24 protein-coding genes are annotated in these 20086 nt (G+C 40.7%); 17 read left to right on the forward strand and 7 right to left on the reverse strand.

Annotated features, from left to right (window positions below; all coding sequences use genetic code 11):
* The first annotated feature begins 15 nt into the window (after positions 1-15).
* The gene (gene mutL / locus AAZR19_RS09790; RefSeq protein WP_087978924.1) at positions 16-1917 is read left to right on the forward strand and encodes a DNA mismatch repair endonuclease MutL; all 1902 of its coding nucleotides are present in this window, start codon (positions 16-18) and stop codon (positions 1915-1917) included.
* A gap of 36 nt (positions 1918-1953) precedes the next feature.
* Here the strand turns inward: mutL and bslA are convergent, their stop codons facing one another.
* Together bslA and AAZR19_RS09800 are read right to left on the reverse strand one after the other, a co-directional pair.
* Positions 1954-2478 (reverse strand): biofilm surface layer hydrophobin BslA, encoded by a 525-nt coding sequence (bslA, locus tag AAZR19_RS09795; RefSeq protein WP_024424102.1) that lies wholly within the window; start codon positions 2476-2478, stop codon positions 1954-1956.
* 123 nt (positions 2479-2601) lie between these two features.
* The gene (locus tag AAZR19_RS09800; RefSeq protein WP_024424101.1) at positions 2602-3006 is read right to left on the reverse strand and encodes a hypothetical protein; all 405 of its coding nucleotides are present in this window, start codon (positions 3004-3006) and stop codon (positions 2602-2604) included.
* A 68-nt stretch (positions 3007-3074) separates the two neighbouring features.
* Between AAZR19_RS09800 and AAZR19_RS09805 the strand changes: the two genes are divergently transcribed.
* From AAZR19_RS09805 to AAZR19_RS09820, 4 genes are all read left to right on the forward strand, one after another.
* A complete protein-coding gene (locus AAZR19_RS09805; RefSeq protein WP_024424100.1) occupies positions 3075-3332 on the forward strand; it encodes a hypothetical protein in 258 nt (85 codons plus the stop codon).
* Positions 3333-3577: 245 nt separating this feature from the next.
* Positions 3578-4051 carry a CarD family transcriptional regulator gene (locus AAZR19_RS09810; RefSeq protein WP_024424099.1) on the forward strand — a complete coding sequence of 158 codons (474 nt, stop codon included), beginning with the start codon at positions 3578-3580 and terminating at the stop codon, positions 4049-4051.
* 309 nt (positions 4052-4360) lie between these two features.
* The gene (locus AAZR19_RS09815; RefSeq protein ID WP_285708386.1) at positions 4361-5110 is read left to right on the forward strand and encodes a poly-gamma-glutamate hydrolase family protein; all 750 of its coding nucleotides are present in this window, start codon (positions 4361-4363) and stop codon (positions 5108-5110) included.
* A 161-nt stretch (positions 5111-5271) separates the two neighbouring features.
* Positions 5272-6420, forward strand: coding sequence for a Rap family tetratricopeptide repeat protein (locus tag AAZR19_RS09820; protein WP_024427032.1), 1149 nt, complete (start codon positions 5272-5274; stop codon positions 6418-6420).
* A gap of 89 nt (positions 6421-6509) precedes the next feature.
* Here AAZR19_RS09820 and AAZR19_RS09825 read toward each other — a convergent pair whose 3' ends face one another.
* A complete protein-coding gene (locus AAZR19_RS09825) occupies positions 6510-7835 on the reverse strand; it encodes a S8 family peptidase (protein WP_434702983.1) in 1326 nt (441 codons plus the stop codon).
* Between the two features lie 585 nt (positions 7836-8420).
* On the opposite strand from AAZR19_RS09825, the gene AAZR19_RS09830 reads away from it, so the two are divergent.
* Both AAZR19_RS09830 and AAZR19_RS09835 read left to right on the forward strand, forming a co-directional pair.
* Complete coding sequence (locus tag AAZR19_RS09830) at positions 8421-9155, forward strand: poly-gamma-glutamate hydrolase family protein (RefSeq protein ID WP_024427035.1); 735 nt, start codon at positions 8421-8423, stop codon at positions 9153-9155.
* 76 nt (positions 9156-9231) lie between these two features.
* Positions 9232-9681, forward strand: a complete 450-nt coding sequence (locus AAZR19_RS09835) for an OsmC family protein (RefSeq protein ID WP_024427036.1) — start codon at positions 9232-9234, stop codon at positions 9679-9681.
* 46 nt (positions 9682-9727) lie between these two features.
* Here the strand turns inward: AAZR19_RS09835 and AAZR19_RS09840 are convergent, their stop codons facing one another.
* The 3 genes from AAZR19_RS09840 to AAZR19_RS09850 all read right to left on the reverse strand — a co-directional run bounded on the left by AAZR19_RS09840 (position 9728) and on the right by AAZR19_RS09850 (position 10985).
* Positions 9728-10096 (reverse strand): DMT family transporter, encoded by a 369-nt coding sequence (locus tag AAZR19_RS09840; RefSeq protein ID WP_434702985.1) that lies wholly within the window; start codon positions 10094-10096, stop codon positions 9728-9730.
* A gap of 15 nt (positions 10097-10111) precedes the next feature.
* Positions 10112-10429 (reverse strand): DMT family transporter, encoded by a 318-nt coding sequence (locus tag AAZR19_RS09845; protein ID WP_262089435.1) that lies wholly within the window; start codon positions 10427-10429, stop codon positions 10112-10114.
* Between the two features lie 307 nt (positions 10430-10736).
* Entirely contained in the window at positions 10737-10985 is a 249-nt protein-coding gene (locus AAZR19_RS09850; RefSeq protein ID WP_262089436.1) for a spore coat protein, read from the reverse strand.
* A gap of 104 nt (positions 10986-11089) precedes the next feature.
* Between AAZR19_RS09850 and AAZR19_RS09855 the strand changes: the two genes are divergently transcribed.
* From AAZR19_RS09855 to AAZR19_RS09895, 9 genes are all read left to right on the forward strand, one after another.
* Complete coding sequence (locus AAZR19_RS09855) at positions 11090-11491, forward strand: YmaF family protein (protein ID WP_041084774.1); 402 nt, start codon at positions 11090-11092, stop codon at positions 11489-11491.
* Positions 11492-11561: 70 nt separating this feature from the next.
* Positions 11562-12518, forward strand: a complete 957-nt coding sequence (gene miaA, locus AAZR19_RS09860) for a tRNA (adenosine(37)-N6)-dimethylallyltransferase MiaA (protein ID WP_395894620.1) — start codon at positions 11562-11564, stop codon at positions 12516-12518.
* 25 nt (positions 12519-12543) lie between these two features.
* Positions 12544-12765, forward strand: a complete 222-nt coding sequence (hfq, locus tag AAZR19_RS09865; RefSeq protein ID WP_024424088.1) for an RNA chaperone Hfq — start codon at positions 12544-12546, stop codon at positions 12763-12765.
* A 162-nt stretch (positions 12766-12927) separates the two neighbouring features.
* Complete coding sequence (locus AAZR19_RS09870) at positions 12928-13248, forward strand: YmzC family protein (RefSeq protein ID WP_262089437.1); 321 nt, start codon at positions 12928-12930, stop codon at positions 13246-13248.
* A gap of 79 nt (positions 13249-13327) precedes the next feature.
* Complete coding sequence (locus AAZR19_RS09875) at positions 13328-13540, forward strand: hypothetical protein (protein ID WP_003212415.1); 213 nt, start codon at positions 13328-13330, stop codon at positions 13538-13540.
* A 265-nt stretch (positions 13541-13805) separates the two neighbouring features.
* Positions 13806-14198: a class Ib ribonucleoside-diphosphate reductase assembly flavoprotein NrdI gene (gene nrdI, locus AAZR19_RS09880; RefSeq protein WP_434702989.1), complete on the forward strand. Its 393-nt coding sequence runs from the start codon at positions 13806-13808 to the stop codon at positions 14196-14198.
* A complete protein-coding gene (gene nrdE, locus AAZR19_RS09885) occupies positions 14158-16260 on the forward strand; it encodes a class 1b ribonucleoside-diphosphate reductase subunit alpha (protein WP_034281935.1) in 2103 nt (700 codons plus the stop codon). Before nrdI ends, nrdE begins: the two co-directional genes overlap by 41 nt.
* A 17-nt stretch (positions 16261-16277) precedes the next feature.
* Entirely contained in the window at positions 16278-17258 is a 981-nt protein-coding gene (nrdF, locus tag AAZR19_RS09890; RefSeq protein WP_024424085.1) for a class 1b ribonucleoside-diphosphate reductase subunit beta, read from the forward strand.
* A gap of 84 nt (positions 17259-17342) precedes the next feature.
* Entirely contained in the window at positions 17343-17960 is a 618-nt protein-coding gene (locus AAZR19_RS09895) for a hypothetical protein (RefSeq protein WP_076839623.1), read from the forward strand.
* 67 nt (positions 17961-18027) lie between these two features.
* On the opposite strand, the gene AAZR19_RS09900 is transcribed toward AAZR19_RS09895, so the two are convergent.
* On the reverse strand, positions 18028-18786 hold the full coding sequence (locus AAZR19_RS09900) for an N-acetylmuramoyl-L-alanine amidase (RefSeq protein WP_024427042.1): 759 nt from the start codon (positions 18784-18786) through the stop codon (positions 18028-18030).
* A 320-nt stretch (positions 18787-19106) separates the two neighbouring features.
* Here AAZR19_RS09900 and spoVK point away from each other — a divergent pair, with 320 nt between their 5' ends.
* Positions 19107-20066 carry a stage V sporulation protein K gene (gene spoVK / locus AAZR19_RS09905; protein ID WP_024424083.1) on the forward strand — a complete coding sequence of 320 codons (960 nt, stop codon included), beginning with the start codon at positions 19107-19109 and terminating at the stop codon, positions 20064-20066.
* The last annotated feature ends 20 nt before the right edge of the window (positions 20067-20086 follow it).

Here is a 20086-nt window from a genome sequence, read left to right on the forward strand (position 1 = left end):
GTGAGGTGAGCAGAAATGGCAAAGATTATTCAGTTATCCGATGACCTATCCAATAAAATTGCTGCAGGTGAAGTGGTCGAGCGTCCGGCTTCTGTTGTAAAGGAGCTTGTGGAAAATGCGATCGATGCAAAAAGTACAGTCATTGAAATCGATGTAGAAGAAGCAGGTCTTTCTTCTATCAGGATTATTGATAATGGTGTTGGAATCGATGCTGAAGATTGTAAGCTCGCCTTCCAGCGCCATGCAACGAGTAAAATCAAAGATGAAAATGATCTGTTTCGTGTTAGAACGCTCGGATTCAGAGGAGAGGCGCTGCCAAGTATTGCATCCGTCTCTCACCTAGAAATGAAAACAAGTACTGGTGAAGGAGCTGGGACACACTTAGCTTTGCAAGGCGGGAAGATTATTTCAGAGAAAAAAACCTCTGGCCGCCGCGGCACCGAGATTGTGGTCACCAATTTATTTTACAATACGCCAGCCCGCCTAAAATACATGAAAACCGTTCATACGGAACTTGGCAATATATCGGATGTTGTCAATCGAATTGCGCTAGCTCATCCCGAAGTATCGATCCGTTTGCGTCATCAAGGGAAAGTCCTGCTACAGACGAATGGAAACGGAGATGTACGTCATGTACTTGCGGCCATTTACGGGACAGCTGTGGCTAAAAAAATGCTGCCGCTTCACGTACAATCACTTGATTTTGAAGTGAAAGGATATATTTCGTTACCTGAAGTGACAAGGGCATCACGGAATTATATGTCTTCTGTTGTAAACGGCCGATATGTCAAACATTTTCCGCTCGTGAAAGCGATCCATGAAGGGTATCACACGCTGCTTCCGATTGGCCGTCATCCAATTACATTCATTGAGATGAAGATGGATCCCATTCTAGTGGACGTGAACGTTCATCCATCGAAGCTAGAGGTGAGGCTAAGTAAAGAACAGGAACTTCATGATCTGATTAAACAAGGAATTAAGGAAGTATTTCAAAAGCAGCAGCTCATTCCAAGTGCTTCAGTACCAAAAAAAGCACCAATGCCAGCTGTGAAAAATGAGCAGCAATCCTTAACCTTTGATGCGAAACAAAGGAACGCAAGCCCAGCGGAAACACCGCTAACCTATCAGCCGGAGCCGCACGAGTCGGTCGTATACGAGACAAGTCATACCGATGCATACGGAATGCCTAAACAAGAGAAGGCAGAAGCATCATCCCCAGTATTTTATGAAGAAGCCTCATCTGAGCGTGTTCATTTAGAGGAATCCGCCGCTTCACTTGAATATGAAGAGACGGTACTGCATGAAGATGTGACAGAAACGATTCCTGAAAACGAACGCGTCCCTGTGATGTATCCAATTGGGCAAATGCACGGCACATATATTTTGGCTCAAAATGAACGAGGGCTTTATATCATCGACCAGCATGCGGCTCAAGAGCGAATCAAGTATGAGTATTATCGTGAGAAGGTGGGAGAGATCGAACAGGAAGTGCAAGAAATGCTCGTCCCCTTAACATTTCACTACTCTAAAAACGATATGCTGATCATTGAAGAGCATAAGGATATTCTCGCGAAAGTGGGGGTCTTCTTAGAGCCCTTTGGTTCAGGTAGCTACATCGTTCGGTCGCATCCGCAATGGTTTCCAAAAGGTGAAGAGGCTGAATTGATCGAAGAGATTATAGAGCAAGTGCTTGATGAAAAACGTGTTGATATCAAGAAACTAAGAGAAGAAGCGGCGATTATGATGAGCTGCAAAGGCTCAATCAAAGCAAATCGTCATTTGCGTCATGATGAAATCAAAGCCTTATTAGATGAACTTCGGCAAACGAAGGACCCATTCACCTGTCCGCACGGCCGGCCGATCATCATTCATCACTCGACATATGAGATGGAGAAAATGTTTAAACGGGTGATGTGATATAAAAAAAGCGCTCTAATCAGAGCGCTTTTTTATTTAGCATCCGCAAGGATCTGGCGGTGTGACCACAACTGGTCGTGTATTAATATCAATCGTATCTTCTGCATAAAATGTGGAACCGATGCTGATGGCTCGATTTTCTGCACGGAACGTGTATGTACCTGCAGCAGGAAGTACTTTATGTGAAAGCTTTAATGTATATTTGGAAATTCCAAGTAAATCCAGTCTGAGCGGAATACGAACGGTTTGTCCGTTGTTCAAAATATAGCTGTCTTTTAATGCTTTGCCGTTCATAATGTCTTTAGTTGTTGCCTGGAAACCCTTTGGCAGAGTGAACTCAACCGCACCAAGACTTAGAACAGAATTTGGGCTGTATGTCAGCTCAATGTCAGAAAAAGACCATTCCTGCTTACTTGCTCCTGTAATTTTTGCGTAAAGTGCAGCTGGTTTTGCATTAGTTGTTGCTTTGCCGGCTTCCTCAGCAGATGCAGAAAGCGGTACTGACAGCGCCATAACCAATGTGAGCATCCCCATCATAAGAATCGTCCATGTTTTTTTCATTTTTTCCTTCCCCCTTGTTGAATATAGGTAAATAATAGATGATTACACCCATTATTTACCTATAATGTTACCATATTACCATATGGTATTAAATGGGATATTATACCCTTATTTTGTCATTCTTTAGTAATAGCGGGGAAATAGCGCATTTGGTTGATTCATTCCGTAATAATGGCCTGGCATTTGCTGGTTTGTTGGCATCATCATATGCATATCTTGATAACCATATGGATGGTGTGGCATCATCCCATATCCACCATAATGGCCTAGATGATGGTGATCCTTCATTGGAACATGCTTTGAAAAGGTATCATGCTGATTTGGGAACGGTGAATAAACTGAATGATGATGTGGATGGTGCGCGTTATACACATCTTTTTTGCCGCTATGATAATGGTTTGGCATATTCATATGATCATGCATGTTTGGCGCGATCATATGCTCATGATTGGCTGTATACACATTTTCAAATGTGTGATAGGGATTTTCTTGGTGATAATGATTCATTTGGCTGTTCATATCGTTCATGTATATCTCATCCTTTATGTCAGGTTGCCATATCCTATGAGACAGATCTGCTTCATGAGCCTATCCATATGAAAGAAAAAAACCGGCTTTTCAGCCGGGAAAAGGAAAAGCAGGTAAAGCGTCAAGCGTTAAATTGTGTAGCTGTGTCTTCTTCTGCGACGCTTTTTACATCTGCTGCAGACACTTTTAGGAAAATAACAGGGATCGTAGCTTCGAGAGGTATCCCAAAAATCGCTCTCAAACCATTTATCTTTTTTATGACAAAACTTTTTTTCTTTACATGGATCCTCATGGCAATGATCGTCATGCTTTTTATGGCAGTGTGAGTGGGAATGTTTGCACTTGCATTTGCACATTGTCATCCCTCCTAAATGTGACTCAATGCTAGTATATGCAAGAAAGAGTCATGAGGACTGGATGCTCATGCTTCTTTTATAAAAAAAGGCTTTTTCTAAAAAAACTCAAATAAAAAGAATTGACTAGTGCTAAATTAACATGATAAAATATAAATTTTTATCCTCTGATGAAATGTGTTATAATGATATTGTGAATACTTTCGGAGGTGGCGGATTTGTTTCAAATAGGTGATAAAATTGTTTATCCAATGCATGGAGCCGGTGTGATTGAAGGAATGGAAGAAAAAGAGATTTTAGGTAAGACACAGGAATATTTCCTGATTCAAATGCCGAATATGCAGATGATGGTCCCAAAAGGCAGAATCAATCAACTAGGTATACGTCCGGTAGCAGATCAAGCAACGCTGAAAGTTGTGATGAACAATTTTGCAGAAGAAACAAACGACGACACGCTTACTTGGAAGCAAAGATATGATGAAAATCTGAAAAAGCTAAAAACAGGTGCGATCGAAGATGGTGCAGACGTTGTCAAAGATCTAATGAGACGAAATCAGAAGAAAGCGTTAAATTCAAGTGAAAAGAAGATGCTTGAAGATGCAAGAGGCATGTTAGTGAGTGAGATTTCACTTGCACAGGGACTGACGCAAGATGAAGTGATGACAGCTTTAGAGAATGAATTAAGAATGTAATGATGATATACAGAGACTAGCTGTAAACTGAAGGGGACTACTTCTTTGTTTACAGCTTTTTTGTTTGAAAAAAAGAGTAATATTGCCATTTTTGTAGGTGGTTTTAACTAAAATTGAAATGAGGTCATACGATTTAGTTTTTACGTTCACAACAAAAATTTAAAGACCTCTGAAATACCTAGATCATATGAAAAACAGGTAACTTCTCCTGATTCATTCAAATGAGCCGGACAACCTTTGAATTTTCTAAGCCATTGATAGTAAAATATTGCGGTAAGATGACACCTAAGAGAAAAAAGGAGCGGTGAAATGAAAAGGCTACTAATATGTGGATTCATCTTTCTTATTCTGTGTACTCTTTTAATGGTGAAATGCAGCCATTCTGTTCAAGAAAAAAAAGAGCAAAAGCAGCAGCATCAAGAGGTAGAAAAGTATCAAAAAGAGCGAAAACAAGGCGATCAATATGAAAGTTTTAAACAGCTCATGCGATATGAAAGAGACGGTTATGAGATAGAATTTCACGAAAAGGGCGGAAGTGATTTACTTGTATTTTCTCCTCATGGAGGTGACATTGAACCAGGAACAAGTGAAATTGTAGAAGCCTTTCAAGAAAGCTACTCTACGTATTTGTTTGAAGGTACAAAGCAAGACAATAACCGGGACCTGCATATCACGAGTACCAATTTTGATGAACCCATTTTGGTTCAAATGATTAAAACGTATCCTTTTTCAATTTCCATCCACGGCTATAAAAGTGATAAAAGACACACGCTCGTTGGCGGCACAAATGAAAAAATGCAAAGAGCAGTTGTACGAGAACTAAAAGATCGGGGATTTTCCGCAGAAATGGTACAAAAAGGCGAACGGCTTTCTGGTACAGATCCCAAAAATATAAATAATCGAAATGCGAGTGGTGAAAGCGTTCAGCTCGAAATTAGTACAGCGCAAAGAGAAGCTTTTTTTGATAATTTTGAGACGAGAAAAGGAAAGAAAAAAGCATTTAGACGCTATATTAATGCGTTAAAAGAAGTACTAAGAGAATTCGATCCGTCTGCGTAAAAAAGTTTGATGGGCAAAAGTGCTCTATTTAAACTTGGTAAAAAAGATAGGAATATGCGATTTGAACATAAAATATGTAATAACTTACAATTTGCCTTGAAAACATAAATTATGTAAAATAATAGTTATCAGTTTGATATGATAGAATGGGGCTGAAGTGGATGGCACACAAAATACCATCTTCCGAAGTAGGTGTAAAGATCAATCAATGGTACACGCATATTTGCAAATTTGAAGTTGAACAGGCAAACGGCATGAAGCGCCTTGTTGAAGAAGAAATTCATGATATGGAAGAGGATCAAGATTTACTCCTATACTATTCTCTAATGGATTTTCGCCATCAAATGATGCTTCAGCACTTAGCGCCAGTCCATGCAGGGAGTGAAACGCTTCAAGCAGTGTCCTTTCCTAAAGAAATTGACGATGCAGAAGATGAAATGACAGGCTTACTCGGCTATTATTTTCATTTTTTTCATGGAATGTATGCGTTTATCCAGCGCCGGTATATCGAGGCCATTTCATATTACAAGCATGCGGAACATCAACTGATTTTAGTGACAGATGAGATCGAAAAAGCAGAATTTTACTATAAAATCGCAGAAGTATACTATCATATGAAACAAACCTATTTCTCCATGCACTACGCTAAAAAGGCAAGAGACATCTACAAGAAACATCAGCTTTATGGAAAAAGAAGCATTCAATGTGATTTTGTCATGGCAGGTAATTGGATTGATGTTAATCAGTATCAAAAAGCGCTTCCTTATTTAGAAAAAGCGTTAAAGGTCTGTGAAGCAATGGAACAAAAAGAATGCACATCTTACTTTAAAGCAATGGCTCTTAATAACTTAGGCACTTGTCATTATAGTATGGGAACGTACCATACAGCGACTGTCTTTTTTGAACAAGCCATTTCACTTTATCAGAAAGATCAAGCATCCACGATGATCAAATCGTTGTTTTCACTTGCCCTTACTTGTTTTAAACTCGGAGATATCAAGCGGGCAGGCGAGGCCATATCTACAGGAATGAAAGAGGCTTGTGTATTGGAAGATGAAATTTATCAGTTGAAATTCCAATTTTTGCAGGCGCTCTATATAGAGAAAGACGGCTGTGAGCAATTGAGGTCGGCCCTTTTTGGTCTGAGAAATAAAAAAATGTTTGCTGATTTAGAGGAATTAGCACTTGATGCGGCTAATTATTATAAGGAACGCGACATGTACAAGGAATCCTCCACTTTTTTTGAGATTGTGATCGAAGCGCGTACGCACATTCAAAAAGGAGATGAGATGTATGAGAACGAAGCATAACATGTCAGCTGCTCAAGTAGATGAAAGACTTCACACTTAAAAATGAGACAAACAACACCCTTTACGCAAAACGTAAAGGGCTTTTTTCTTTATTCTTTGATTGCTTTTTCTGCGTCAACTGCACCTGCTCCATAAACCATCGGGTCATCCCCAGACCACTTGCTTGTATTTTCTTTTAACAGGGTTTTGACTTCATCCGGTGTTAAATCTGGTGAATGCTCTAGTAGTAGAGCGCAAATACCAGCACAAATCGGTGTTGCCATCGATGTGCCAGATAACGTTGTATAATCATGATCGACTCTGCTTGATTTATCAAGTTTATCCAAAAAGGACCTTGGTGATCTGAGAGAAACGATGTTTACTCCAGGTGCGAGGATATCAGGCTTTGCCTCCCCGTAAACCGTTGGTCCTCTACTTGAAAACGGTGCCACGACATCGTCACTTGATTCTGGTGTATTTCTGTCATCGTAGGCTCCGACCGTAATGACTTTTTGACTGACAGCAGGGCTTGCAATCGTCTGGCTGTTAGGACCAGAGTTTCCGGCAGCGACGCATACAACAATCCCTTGATCCCAAGCCGCATTGACAGCACGCACCATTGGATCGTCCTGTTCGTCATCATAACGCTGCGCAGCTCCGCCCAGCGACATACTGATAATATGAATCGGATCATCGGGGTTGTCTTCGTTGAATTGTATGCACCATTCAACACCTTCTATAATAGTAGAAAGTGATCCAGCCCCTTGTTTATTTAACACTTTCACGCCAATCAGATTTGCTTTTGGGGCAGGTCCTTTGTATAAGCCGTCTGAGGCGGCTCCGTCTCCAGCGACATCTCCCGCGCAGTGAGTACCGTGGCCATTATCATCATAAGGCTTTGTTTTTTGTTTGACTAAATCCACAAAATCTCGAATTCTTCCATCTAAATCTTCATGTGGATAAATTCCCGTGTCAATGACAGCGACCGTAATGCCTTCTCCGGTTAAAGTTGTCCCGTTTCGGGTGACTTCTTCAGCATGGCTCGCTTGTGTGGCTACATCCAGCAACGCATGAACTTTCCGGTCTAAATAAATTTTACGAATATGCTCACCGTTTGTTAATAGCTCCTCTAAAGCAGCAGGCGTTAAATCAGCAGCGCAGCAGTCGATATGTGAAAAATGCCGTTTTATATTTGTTTTTCTGCTTTTTTTCATGAACTGTTTTGTGCTTTGAATCCCTGCCTCGGCTGCACCTTCCTTAAATTCAATGATCACACGAAGCTTCTTTTTCTTCTTCAGCCTGCCTTCGAAAAAACGATGAAGAAAGCATGGCGTCCATTTAAAAGGTTTATAAAGGTGAAGAACGGTCTCTCTTAAAGGCTGATCTAGTTTACTAGCATGTGTTCTGACCATTTGCACCATAGAAAATCCAAACATGTGATGCCCTCCATTCCAGCTATCCATTCTCGTACACTCTTACGTTATGAGAATGAGAACTGCTTGGTTCGGATTCTTGTCCCTCCTTTTCTTTATATTGGCGGCTTGCTTATGTCTTTCAAAAAAAGAAAAGCGCTTACATTTTGTAAAATAATAGAAAAAGGTGGAAATCATATAGAATCTGCCGATGATAGGTGGGAGAGTTCTTCTGAGAGAACCAGTGAAACAAAGGATTTTGCAGAAAAAGGAGGGCTGTGGACAGGGTCAATGCTCATATAAATGTGACTCGTTACAGATGAAAAAAATCAAATCCTTATCAAAAAAAGCCGAATTAAAGAAAACAGACTGGATAGGACTAGGTCATATTAAACATAACGTCATTTTTTTGTCATACTATTCTAACTCTGTTTTCAAAGAGGAGAGGCGTTTCTGTGTATATAAATGCAATTATCTTATTTTTGAGGAATCTCATGATCTAGAGTGTTATGATCAAACGTGAAGAGAAAATGTGGAAAAAATGATAAGAAATGATGATTCAATATAAATCATAGAAACGGCTTAGAAATCTGTTAAAGGAGAACGGGAATGAAGAAGTTTTTTGCTTTGCTTCTCCTGCTTGCGATCGGATGGGGCGTTTATTATACCATGCAAGCACAGGAACATGATGAGCCAGTGTCATCAGGTGGGGAAGACGAAAGCGGTTCAAATGATATTTATCGAAATTTTAAAGAACTTGAAGAAAACGAATCAACAAGCAGCTATAACATTACAGCCAACCCAGTGCCTGGCAGCCGCCTTCTTGTGATGTCACCTCATGGCGGGAGGATCGAAGGCGGCGTGAGCGAGATCGTCCATTTTTTTGACAACGATTTTTCGACGTATTTATTTGAAGGTCTAAGAGAGAATGCATCAGAACTTCATATTACAAGTACAAACTTTGATGAGCCAATCGGCGTCGCGCAGGCAAAAGCACATGATTACATTTTAGCAGTGCATGGATACAAAGGCGAGGAAGGAATTGACCATACTCTCGTCGGCGGAACAGATTACGACCGTGCAGAGAAAATTGTCAACTCATTAGAGCGGAACGGGTTTTCTGCTGAACTAGCTGTCGCACACGCAACCCTGAGCGGGACAAGCAATCATAATATTAATAATCTTACAAAAACAGGGCAGAGTGTGCAGCTTGAGATTAGTAGAAGTCAGCGTGAAGCTTTATTTGACAGTTTCGATTTTCGGAGGCGGTCAAGTACAAAAAACGAGACATTCTATCGTTATGTCAGGGCGATTCGGACAGTGCTGGATGAAGAATATACATAAGGGCTGTGCACATGTTAAGACAAGCAGTGGAATTCTTGTTACACTATGAACAGTGATAACAAAAGGAGAGACGGATATGGCGCGTCATCATTTTCATCTTCAGGCAAGCTGGCCCGGTCTGCGTAACGATGTGGGTACAATCGCATGTGAACAATTAAAAACAAAGATTTCGATTCCAAAGGAAATGGACGGTCCAGGTATTGGAACCAATCCAGATGAGATGCTCTTAGGTGCAGCGGCTACGTGTTATATCATTACACTTGCAGCCATGATGGAGCGAAGTCAATTAGAGAAAGAGGATCTATCGATGAGCTCTGAAGCCGTCGTAGATGTGACAAATGGCGTGTTTACTTATGAGGAAATCATTCATCGTCCTGTCATCACCCTCAAAGAGTCCGCTTCCGCACATGATATTGAGCTGGCCCGAAAGCTTGCGCATAAAGCCGAAAGCTCTTGTATGATTTCAAGAGCTGTTCAGGGGAATGTGAACATTTCCTTAGAAGAAACCATTCAAGTCGGCCGTTAAAACAAAAAAGTCATTTTCTCTTGAAATATGGAGAAAATGACTTTTTTTATGACGTCCATTCGGTTTGATCGAGTTGTGCGTTGGTTTCGTTCTTTTGCTTCTTGGACTGATTTAAGACAATCACGCCGCAGATGACAAGTACAAGGCCGATGTAGCCTTTCGTGCTGATCGTTTCGTTAAACAGCACAAGTCCTACAAGAGCAGTGAGAGCTGTTCCAACGCCAGACCAGGTTGCATAGGCAGACGAGAGCTCGATGGTTTTAAGTGCCAAGCTCAGGAAAGTAAAGGCGCATCCAAATCCGATCAGTACCCCGATACTCGGCAGCAGCTGCGAAAAGCCTTGAGAAAGCTTCAGCATTGTACTGCCAAAAACCTCCGTCAAAATGGCTCCTGTTAAGTAGAGTATTCCTTTCATCATCTCCCACATCCTTTATGACATATTTAATAGTACGACCCCTGAGACAAGCATCGCCATGCCAATGACTGCTTTTTGGTTCAAGGTTTCTTTGAAAAAGAGCACGCCAAAAATAGCCGTGAGGACCGTACCAACCCCAGACCATGTTGCGTAAGACATGCTTAGCGGAATGATATTGAATGTCAATGACAGCATATAAAAAGCAAGTGTATAGCCAGCCACAACAACCGCGCTAGGCTTCCAGCGCGTAAAACCATGAGATAATTTTAACATCGCGGCGCCAATGGCTTCTGAGAAAATGGCCACAGCCAAAAAAAGATATCCGAGGATCATGATCATCCCTCCTCTAATAGGTGTAAAATCCGATGAAGTAAAAGGGTTTTTATCCTCTCTTTTCAGCGGTTCAAGCTGAAATATTTCTGAAAACCAGCATGCTCTGCCATCTGCTGAAGGGAGAGCTGTCTTAATCCTTCTTTTAATATCAGGCGGTGAGCTGCATCAAAATGGCTCTTTTGTGGTTTTAGACATAAAAAAAACACCTACTTTACTGAACAGTCGGTAAAGTAAATGTTAACCCATGAAAAAAGAGCGTGTCAATCGATTCATTTTATGAACGGATGTTTTCACTTAAACGTCAAATTTAATACCAAGGGTATGGTCCATATGGCGGGTATGGCGGCGGATAAGGGTATCCATAGCCATATCCTGGCGCAAGCAGAGATCCAGCAAGCAGGCCTCCAGCAAAACCTCCTAAAAATGGAGGTCCAAAGAATCCAGGGCGTCCAAAGCCGAATCCAGGTCTCCCAAACCCAAAGCCAGGGCGTCCAAAACCAAAAGGTCTTCTCATGTCTTCTTCTTGAATAAATGGAGGTGCGTCAAAATAATTCATAATAAAAGGCTCCTTTCTCATAAAATCACTGTAACTGACATCAGTGTATTCCAGTTGCCTACATATGTTTGGGTGAACGCCTAATATAAGGAGGAATGTTAGAAATGGGCCTGTATCCATCTGATTGGGCAAAGTGTCCGCCTCATGCTCATGCATATAAAGCACGTACAGATGTAACGGAGGGGCATTATCATTTAATAGAAGGTATTTCTCAGCCTGTAAATGGAAGCAGTACCGACCGGCATACTCATTTTTATCGCGGAATCACCTCCTTTGAAAGAGGACACTTCCACAGGTACTACGGTATCACAGGGCCTGCAATTCCGAGAGTGGATGGAACGCATTATCACGAGATTGAGGAAGTCACCTATTCTGCCTATCTCGATTCTGTTCCCATCCCATATGGAGGTGTCGTCTATAGTCCAGATGAGAATCGGCCAACCCATAAGCATCGTTTAAAAGGAAAAACGTATGAAGTGGTTGGAAATGAACCGCTTGGCTGGTGATGGGCAACATATAGGAGAGTAAGAAAAGTTATGCTATACTGTAGGCAGTTTTGTAAAAGTGAGTGATGTTATGAATAAAGCGAAGCAGCCAGTAATCGTGTTAGTAGGGCCGACGGCTGTCGGCAAAACCAAATTGAGCATTGATATAGCCAAAGCATTTAATGGAGAGATTATCAGCGGGGATTCTATGCAGATTTATAAAGGGATGGATATCGGAACAGCTAAAATCACTCCCGAAGAAATGAATGGCATCCCGCACCATTTAATTGATATTAAACAGCCGGACGAATCTTTTTCGACAGCTGAATTTCAGCAGCTGGTTCGTTCGAAAATCAGAGAGATTGCCGCTAGAGGGAAAACGCCAATGATTGTCGGCGGAACAGGCCTCTATATCCAATCTGTTTTATATGATTACACATTTACGGATGAGAAAAGTGATCCTGCTTTTAGAGAAGAAATGACGCTCTTTGAACAGCAGCACGGCGCGCTTTTGCTGCACGAAAAGCTAAAGGCAGTAGATCCTGATGCGGCAAACGCTATTCATCCAAATAACGTCCGCCGCGTGATCCGGGCGCTGGAAGTGATTCATACAACAGGTCAGAAAATGTCGGAGATGCAAAACGGGCATCAAGAAGTTCCTCTTTATGATACAGCCTTCATTGGGCTGAAAATGGATCGAGAGGTTTTGTACGAGCGCATTCATCAAAGAATTGATATGATGATAGATGAGGGCTTGATTGAAGAAGTGAGAGCACTTTATCAATCTGGCTTGAAGGATTGTCAGTCTGTTCAAGCCATTGGTTATAAAGAGCTGTATGCCTATTTTCAAGGTGACTGCTCACTTGATGAAGCCATCGGGCAATTAAAGCAAAATTCCCGTAGATATGCGAAGCGTCAGTTCACGTGGTTCCGTAATAAAATGGCGGTCACTTGGTTTGATATGACACCGCCTTGCCACTTTTCAGACAAAAAAGAGGAAATTTTCGCATATATAGCAGGAAAGCTTGGACTTAAAGCGAAACTGTAGTTATCAGAATCAAGGAGGACGAAACATGAAACCGATTAATATTCAGGAGCAGTTTTTGAATCAGATCCGCAAAGACAATACATTTGTCACAGTATTCTTGCTGAATGGCTTTCAGCTTCGCGGTCAAGTGAAAGGGTTTGACAATTTCACGGTGCTGCTTGAAACAGAAGGGAAGCAGCAGCTTATTTATAAACACGCCATTTCTACATTTGCACCTCAAAAGAATGTAAATCTAGAATTAGAATAGGATATGTTGTATTTAAAATAGCCCCATGCCTCTGCGAATAAACCGGCCGGAACCCGCTACGTTTTTTGTCAGTGCAGAGGGGCTATTTTGTATGCAATGAAACTTTTCTGCCAATTTTCCGTATAATTCCTTATTGGATATTAGAAGGGTGAGGGGATTCATATGGAAAATGCAGAGCTTGAATTAAGAAGGATTAGAGTGATCCTCCTTTTGATTGGAATTGTTGTCTTGTTTGGATCGTGCGCTATCTCAAACATTGAAACGAGACAAGAAAGTTGGAATAACCATTCTCATGAAAATGCAGATGGAATTTTACCATCATCTGCTGCACTAAAAAATAATCATTTTGCTGTTGTGAAAGATGATCAAGTACATGTGTACCGGTTTGATGAAAAAGAAGGAGAGCTGACTCTCGTTACAACGAAATACATAGATGAATGGGACGGCGAAGAATATGATGATGGCTCTGATGAAGAAGAGTAAGCACGTAAATTTACAAATGAATGTGAAGCCGCTACACTATAATCATGCATCAGACATCTAGACAGAAAAGGATGAGTTCATGACACATAAAATTAAAATTAATCATTGGGAACAAACTTGTGAAGACGATTCCTGTTTCGAATATGGAACGAGTGTTTCTGTAAATGGGAAAGAATTAGTGAGAGAAGCTTCAATCGTCTCTGCGCTTGAAGCGGTGCTAAAAGAATTAGGTGTTGAAGTAGAAATTACAGAAGTGTCAGAAGATTTACAGTGCGATGCCTACAAAAAATAAAACAAAAAGTCTAGTCTACTAAGCGATTTTTTTTCGTGTTATGATAGATTTCGGTTTCAGTTGAATAGGGAGTAGAGCAGTCTATTTTTAGATCCTGTTCTGCTCTATTTATTTGAACGTACGAGTTCGGCTATGAAGGTTCGGCCGGGTTGGTTGATTTTTTTCGTTTCGAACATCTATATGTTGTGTTTTGAAAAAACATAGTATACTATATATAGTGAATAGCGAAATGATCAACAATACTAAAAACTAGGTCGTGATGGAATTGATTCAAATCGTATTTGATTCAAAAACAGGAAATGTTCAACGCTTTTTGGACAAGACCCCTTTTACAGACAAACGAAAATTGACTGGAGAAGAGTTTTTGGATACGCCGTTTATTCTCGTCACCTTTACGACAGGATTTGGACAAGTCCCTAGTACCACTCAGTCTTTTTTAGAGAAAAATGCTCACCTTTTACTAGGTGTTGCGGTGAGTGGCAACAAAGTGTGGGGAGATAATTTTGCAAAAAGCGCCGATACGATTTCTAAACAATATCAAGTTCCTATTTTGCACACCTTTGAACTAAGCGGAACAAAAAGGGATGTTGAATTGTTTACACAGGAGGTAGAAAGAATTGTCACAAAATCAGGTTCCAAAGTGGATACAACTAAATAACGAGATTATGATTCAAAAAGAAGGAAAGTTTCAGTTCGATAAGGACAAAGAAGCTGTACATAGTTATTTCGTAGATTACATTAATCAAAACACGGTCTTTTTTCACAATCTAGAAGAGAAGATTGATTACTTAATAGAAAACGACTACTATGAGGAAGAATTCTTAAGACAATACAGCATGGCAGACATTAAAGAAGTCTTTGAAGCTGCATATGCCAAAAAGTTTAGATTCCCATCATTTATGAGTGCATTTAAGTTTTACAATGACTATGCACTGAAAACAAATGATAAAAAGAAAATCCTTGAACGCTATGAAGACCGCATTTCAGTTGTAGCACTTTTCTTTGCGGGTGGAGATAAAGAAAAAGCACTTGAGTTTGTAGAACTGATGATCAATCAAGAGTACCAGCCAAGTACACCAACCTTCTTGAACGCTGGACGTAAAAGACGCGGTGAGCTTGTGAGCTGCTTCTTGCTTGAAGTAAATGACTCACTAAACGATATTTCAAGAGCGATTGATATTTCCATGCAGCTGTCAAAATTAGGCGGCGGCGTCAGTTTGAACCTGTCAAAACTTCGTGCAAAAGGCGAAGCAATCAAAGATGTAGAAAACGCGACAAAAGGTGTCGTCGGCGTGATGAAGCTTCTTGATAATGCATTCAGATATGCAGATCAAATGGGGCAAAGACAAGGATCAGGCAGTGCCTACCTGAATATTTTCCACAGAGATATCAATGATTTCTTAGATACGAAAAAAATCTCTGCCGATGAAGATGTTCGCGTGAAAACTCTGTCTATTGGAGTCGTCATCCCGGATAAATTTATCGAGCTTGCTAGAGAAGATAAAACAGCTTACACTTTCTATCCGCATACAGTCTATAAAGAATATGGACAGCATCTTGATGAGATGGACATGGAAGAAATGTATGACGAGCTTGTAGAAAACCCGAAAGTCAAAAAAGAAAAAGTCAATCCGAGAAAGCTTCTTGAAAAATTGGCTGTTCTACGCTCAGAATCAGGCTATCCATATATCATGTTCCAAGATAATGTAAACAGAGAGCATGCCTTGAACCATATTTCACGAGTGAAATTCTCAAACCTTTGCTCAGAAGTTCTTCAGGCTTCAGAGGTTTCTTCTTACACGGACTATGATCAAGAAGATGAAATCGGTCTTGATATTTCTTGTAACCTTGGTTCATTAAATATCATGAATGTCATGAAAAACAAATCGATCGAAAAAACAGTCAAGCTTGCAACAGACTCACTAACGCTTGTGTCTGAAACAACGGACATTCGCAATGCACCGGCTGTTCGAAAAGCGAACAAAGCGATGAAGTCAATTGGACTTGGCGCGATGAATCTTCACGGGTATTTAGCTCAAAACCAAATTGCCTATGAAAGTGAAGAAGCAAGAGATTTTGCAAATACGTTCTTTATGATGGTGAACTATTATTCAATTAAACGCTCAAGTGAGCTTGCAAAAGAAAAAGGAGAAACATTCCATCGTTATGAAGGCTCTGGCTATGCAACTGGTGAGTACTTCAATAAATACGTGGAGAATGATTTCACACCAAAAACAGAAAAAGCAGCAGCACTATTTGAAGGCATGCACATTCCAACAAAAGAAGACTGGGCAGCACTCAAAGAATTTGTAGCGGAAAATGGCATGTATCACAGCTATCGTTTATGTATTGCACCAACAGGTTCCATTTCTTATGTTCAATCGGCAACAGCCTCTGTTATGCCAATTATGGAACGTATCGAAGAAAGAACATACGGCAACAGCAAAACCTATTACCCAATGCCAGGTCTTTCAGCGCAAAACTGGTTCTTCTATAAAGAAGCGTACGATATGGACATGTTTAAAGTGGTCGATATGATCGCAACAATTCAGCAGCACGTGGATCAAGGAATCAGCTTTACACTATTCCTAAAAGATACGATGACAACGCGTGATTTAAACCGCATCGATCTTTATGCACACCATAAAGGCATTAAGACACTTTATTATGCAAGAACGAAGGATACAGGGCAGGAAGGCTGTCTTTCTTGTGTTGTTTGATTAAAGGAGAGTTTAACGTGACAAAAATTTATGATGCAGCCAACTGGTCAAAACACGAAGACGATTTTACACAAATGTTTTACAACCAAAATGTGAAGCAGTTCTGGCTTCCAGAAGAGATTTCCTTAAACGGAGATCTCTTAACATGGAAATATTTAGGTGAAAAAGAGCGAGATACGTACATGAAGGTACTTGCTGGACTGACTTTACTCGACACAGAACAAGGAAATACAGGAATGCCGATTGTTGCTGAACATGTGGACGGCCATCAGCGTAAAGCTGTACTCAACTTTATGGCAATGATGGAAAATGCGGTGCATGCGAAATCATACTCCAATATCTTCATGACACTCGCACCAACTGAAACGATCAGTGAAGTGTTTGAATGGGTCAAGAAGAATAAATTCCTGCAAAAGAAAGCAGATATGATTGTCAGTTTATACCGTTCGATACAAAAGGACGATCCTATTTCTCTCTTTAAAGCAATGGTTGCTTCTGTTTATTTAGAAAGCTTCCTATTTTATAGTGGTTTTTACTACCCGCTTTATTTCTATGGACAAGGAAAGCTCATGCAAAGTGGTGAAATCATCAACTTAATTTTGCGTGATGAAGCGATTCACGGTGTATACGTTGGATTATTAGCACAAGAAATTTACAACAAACAAACACCTGACGTGCAAAAAGAGCTGTATGATTTCTCAATTGACCTTTTAAACGAGCTTTATGAAAATGAACTTCATTACACTGAAGATATTTATGACCAAGTCAATTTATCGCATGATGTGAAAAAGTTCATTCGTTACAATGCCAATAAAGCGTTAATGAACCTTGGATTTGCCCCTTACTTTGAAGAAGAAGAGATCAACCCTATTGTATTGAACGGACTCAATACAAAAACAAAGTCGCATGACTTTTTCTCAATGAAAGGGAACGGCTACAAAAAAGCAACAGTTGAGCCGTTAAAAGATGACGACTTCTTCTTTGGAGATGAATCATAAGGAAAGCGTAAAAGTCAAAACGCATTACTCGTTTTGGCTTTTTGCCATTTCTAACAATGTGTTACATACTGGAGGTTACCGAACATGGGAAAAATGGACGAAATCATTTTAGTTGCACCACGCGCACGCGTGTTCCAAAACGAATCACTTGCGTTTAATGGTGTGAACAGTGAAGAGAAAACAATCAGCACCATTATGAAAGAAATCGAAGAGCACTTCGAGCAAATGCGAAGAGGCGATGCAGAAGAAAATCCTGACTTCAAGCAGCCGATTCCTTATGTCGTGATTAAGCGTGAGGACGAAGTGTACGTATACGAAAGACTTCAAGGCGGAGGAGAGACTCGCTTACATCATAAGTTATCTCTTGGCTTTGGGGGGCATATGAATTTCATCGAAGGAAAAAACTTTGCTGAGATTCTAAAAGAAAATACAGATCGTGAGCTCGACGAAGAACTTTCTATTCAAGAAGAAGACAAACTTGAAATGAAAACCCTTGGTTTAATCAATGACGATGACAACAGTGTCGGCCGTGTGCACATCGGACTGTTATCAGCGCTTGAACTATCTCCGGGTGCTCATGTGGAAGTAAAAGAAACAGATCAAATCTCAGGAAAATGGATGAAAGCAGCCGATTTGAAAAAGCCTGAATACTTCGATCGTCTTGAAACATGGTCTCAATTTGTCGTTAACATCTTAGCATAAATGAATACACAACAAACCGGCTCAGCAGAAGACTTGAGCCGGTTTGTTTCGTTACAACAGCTTCAGCTTATTGGAAAACGAATGCGTCGTGACCGGCCTGCTTCAATCTTGCGACGAGATCATCTGCATTTTGCTTTGTACGGAAAGCCCCGGCTTGCACTCGGAACATGCCACCGTCTAATACAACAAACGCGTCAAAGCCTTTGGATTTAAGTGTGGCTGCTAATTCATCTGCATTGGCTTTCACTTTGAAAGCTCCTGCCTGCACTTTATAAAGATTACTTGCTTTTTTTTTCAATTGAAAGGCTTCTTCTAGACCAGTCGCATGAGCGCGAGCGATGCCTTGAAGGAAGGTTGCGTTGCGGAGCTTATTAGCATCAGCTGCCGTATCGATGAAACCATTCTCTGTTAAAATAGCGGGCATAGAAGTTTCTCGAAGAACGTGGAAGTTCGCAGTTTTCTTGCCGCGGTTAGCAAAATCAACCGAGCGGACAATTTCATCATGAAGGGCATTGCGATACGTGGTGGTCGGTGCTGAAACGCCAGGATACACATAGCTTTCAAACCCTGTGCCCCCGCCAGCATTAATATGAATAGACACGAAATAGTCTGCCCCCCAGCTGTTTGCCGCATTCGTACGCTGGGACAAAGTGACGGATTGGTCAGTTGAACGACTTAAGCGGACGGAAACCCCATCATATTCACTAATCAAAATGTCTCTCAATAAAAGCGCGATTTGAAGTGTTATATTTTTCTCCAAAAGTCCATTAGCACTAGCTCCAGAATCTGTTCCTCCGTGGCCAGGATCAATAAAAATTTTCACCATCTATTCATCACCTCGTCTTTATTTTATGAGAAAATAGAAGAATTGCCTGTACAAAATGCGGAAATCATTGAGACTCTTTTCTGCATGATTTGTGATCAAAAAGCTACATTTTTCTAAGAAAAAGCAAATTGTTGGTTTGTCCGCCCAAACGGGATGAATACAATGGAAATAGCACATCATTTCCTGGGAAACCGCAGAAATCCCTACAATATTCGGTATCTCGGGTCATTTTGACAGCAAACTTGGGCTTAAGCGGGCGATTGTCACGATTACAGCTCCACCCGAATAGAATAAAGAGAGAAGAGCGAGAGGTGAATACGTTGGAGCGAGCTGTCACATATAAAAACAACGGCCAAATCAATATTATACTTAACGGACAAAAGCAAGTATTGGTTGATGCAGACTCTGAGGCTGAATATCTGGAAGCCTTGCAGAAAAATGAGGCAAAACACAGCATCTTACGGGAAATAGAGCGTGAAATGAACAGCCTTGTCGGTATGGATGAAATGAAACGAAACATAAAAGAGATTTATGCTTGGATTTTTGTTAATCAAAAACGGCAGGAACAAGGGTTAAAGGTAGGAAAGCAGGCGCTTCATATGATGTTCAAAGGAAATCCTGGCACAGGAAAAACCACAGTTGCAAGACTTGTCGGGAAGCTTTTCTTTGAAATGAATGTGCTCTCAAAGGGTCACTTAATTGAAGCAGAACGCGGTGATCTTGTTGGAGAGTACATTGGTCATACAGCGCAAAAAACAAGGGATTTAATTAAAAAATCACTAGGTGGTATTTTGTTCATTGACGAAGCCTATTCTCTTGCACGCGGAGGAGAAAAGGATTTTGGAAAAGAGGCGATTGATACCCTTGTAAAACATATGGAGGACAAACAGCACGAATTCATTCTCATTCTTGCTGGCTACTCCAAGGAAATGGATCATTTTCTTTCTTTAAACCCCGGCCTACAATCAAGATTTCCAATCAACATCAGCTTTCCTGATTATACAGTCGATCAGCTCATGGATATTGCAAAACGAATGATGGCAGACAGAGAATATGTATTTACACAAGAAGCCGAATGGAAGCTGCGGGATTATTTAATGCACATTAAAAGTACCACAAGCCCGGCAAAATTCAGCAACGGCCGGTTTGTGCGAAATACCATTGAAAAAGCCATACGAACCCAGGCGATGAGACTGCTTCTTGTGGATCATTATGATAAAAAAGATCTGCTGACCATTAAAAGTCACGATCTTCAAATGAAAGAGGATACGCCTTCTTGAAATGGCGTATCCTTTTTATA

It is taken from the genome of Bacillus sp. Je.9.29.b (assembly GCF_051129925.1).
Lineage (GTDB): Bacteria > Bacillota > Bacilli > Bacillales > Bacillaceae > Bacillus > Bacillus safensis.

Coding starts and splice junctions, on each gene's coding strand:
- mutL (WP_087978924.1), top strand. CDS start 16: ATGGCAAAGATTATTCAGTTATCCGATGACCTATCCAATAAAATTGCT.
- bslA (WP_024424102.1), bottom strand. CDS start 2,478: ATGAAAAAAACATGGACGATTCTTATGATGGGGATGCTCACATTGGTT.
- AAZR19_RS09800 (WP_024424101.1), bottom strand. CDS start 3,006: ATGAACGATATGAACAGCCAAATGAATCATTATCACCAAGAAAATCCC.
- AAZR19_RS09805 (WP_024424100.1), top strand. CDS start 3,075: ATGAAAGAAAAAAACCGGCTTTTCAGCCGGGAAAAGGAAAAGCAGGTA.
- AAZR19_RS09815 (WP_285708386.1), top strand. CDS start 4,361: ATGAAAAGGCTACTAATATGTGGATTCATCTTTCTTATTCTGTGTACT.
- AAZR19_RS09820 (WP_024427032.1), top strand. CDS start 5,272: ATGGCACACAAAATACCATCTTCCGAAGTAGGTGTAAAGATCAATCAA.
- AAZR19_RS09825 (WP_434702983.1), bottom strand. CDS start 7,835: ATGTTTGGATTTTCTATGGTGCAAATGGTCAGAACACATGCTAGTAAA.
- AAZR19_RS09830 (WP_024427035.1), top strand. CDS start 8,421: ATGAAGAAGTTTTTTGCTTTGCTTCTCCTGCTTGCGATCGGATGGGGC.
- AAZR19_RS09835 (WP_024427036.1), top strand. CDS start 9,232: ATGGCGCGTCATCATTTTCATCTTCAGGCAAGCTGGCCCGGTCTGCGT.
- AAZR19_RS09840 (WP_434702985.1), bottom strand. CDS start 10,096: ATGAAAGGAATACTCTACTTAACAGGAGCCATTTTGACGGAGGTTTTT.
- AAZR19_RS09845 (WP_262089435.1), bottom strand. CDS start 10,429: ATGATCCTCGGATATCTTTTTTTGGCTGTGGCCATTTTCTCAGAAGCC.
- AAZR19_RS09850 (WP_262089436.1), bottom strand. CDS start 10,985: ATGAATTATTTTGACGCACCTCCATTTATTCAAGAAGAAGACATGAGA.
- AAZR19_RS09855 (WP_041084774.1), top strand. CDS start 11,090: ATGGGCCTGTATCCATCTGATTGGGCAAAGTGTCCGCCTCATGCTCAT.
- miaA (WP_395894620.1), top strand. CDS start 11,562: ATGAATAAAGCGAAGCAGCCAGTAATCGTGTTAGTAGGGCCGACGGCT.
- hfq (WP_024424088.1), top strand. CDS start 12,544: ATGAAACCGATTAATATTCAGGAGCAGTTTTTGAATCAGATCCGCAAA.
- AAZR19_RS09870 (WP_262089437.1), top strand. CDS start 12,928: ATGGAAAATGCAGAGCTTGAATTAAGAAGGATTAGAGTGATCCTCCTT.
- AAZR19_RS09875 (WP_003212415.1), top strand. CDS start 13,328: ATGACACATAAAATTAAAATTAATCATTGGGAACAAACTTGTGAAGAC.
- AAZR19_RS09895 (WP_076839623.1), top strand. CDS start 17,343: ATGGGAAAAATGGACGAAATCATTTTAGTTGCACCACGCGCACGCGTG.
- AAZR19_RS09900 (WP_024427042.1), bottom strand. CDS start 18,786: ATGGTGAAAATTTTTATTGATCCTGGCCACGGAGGAACAGATTCTGGA.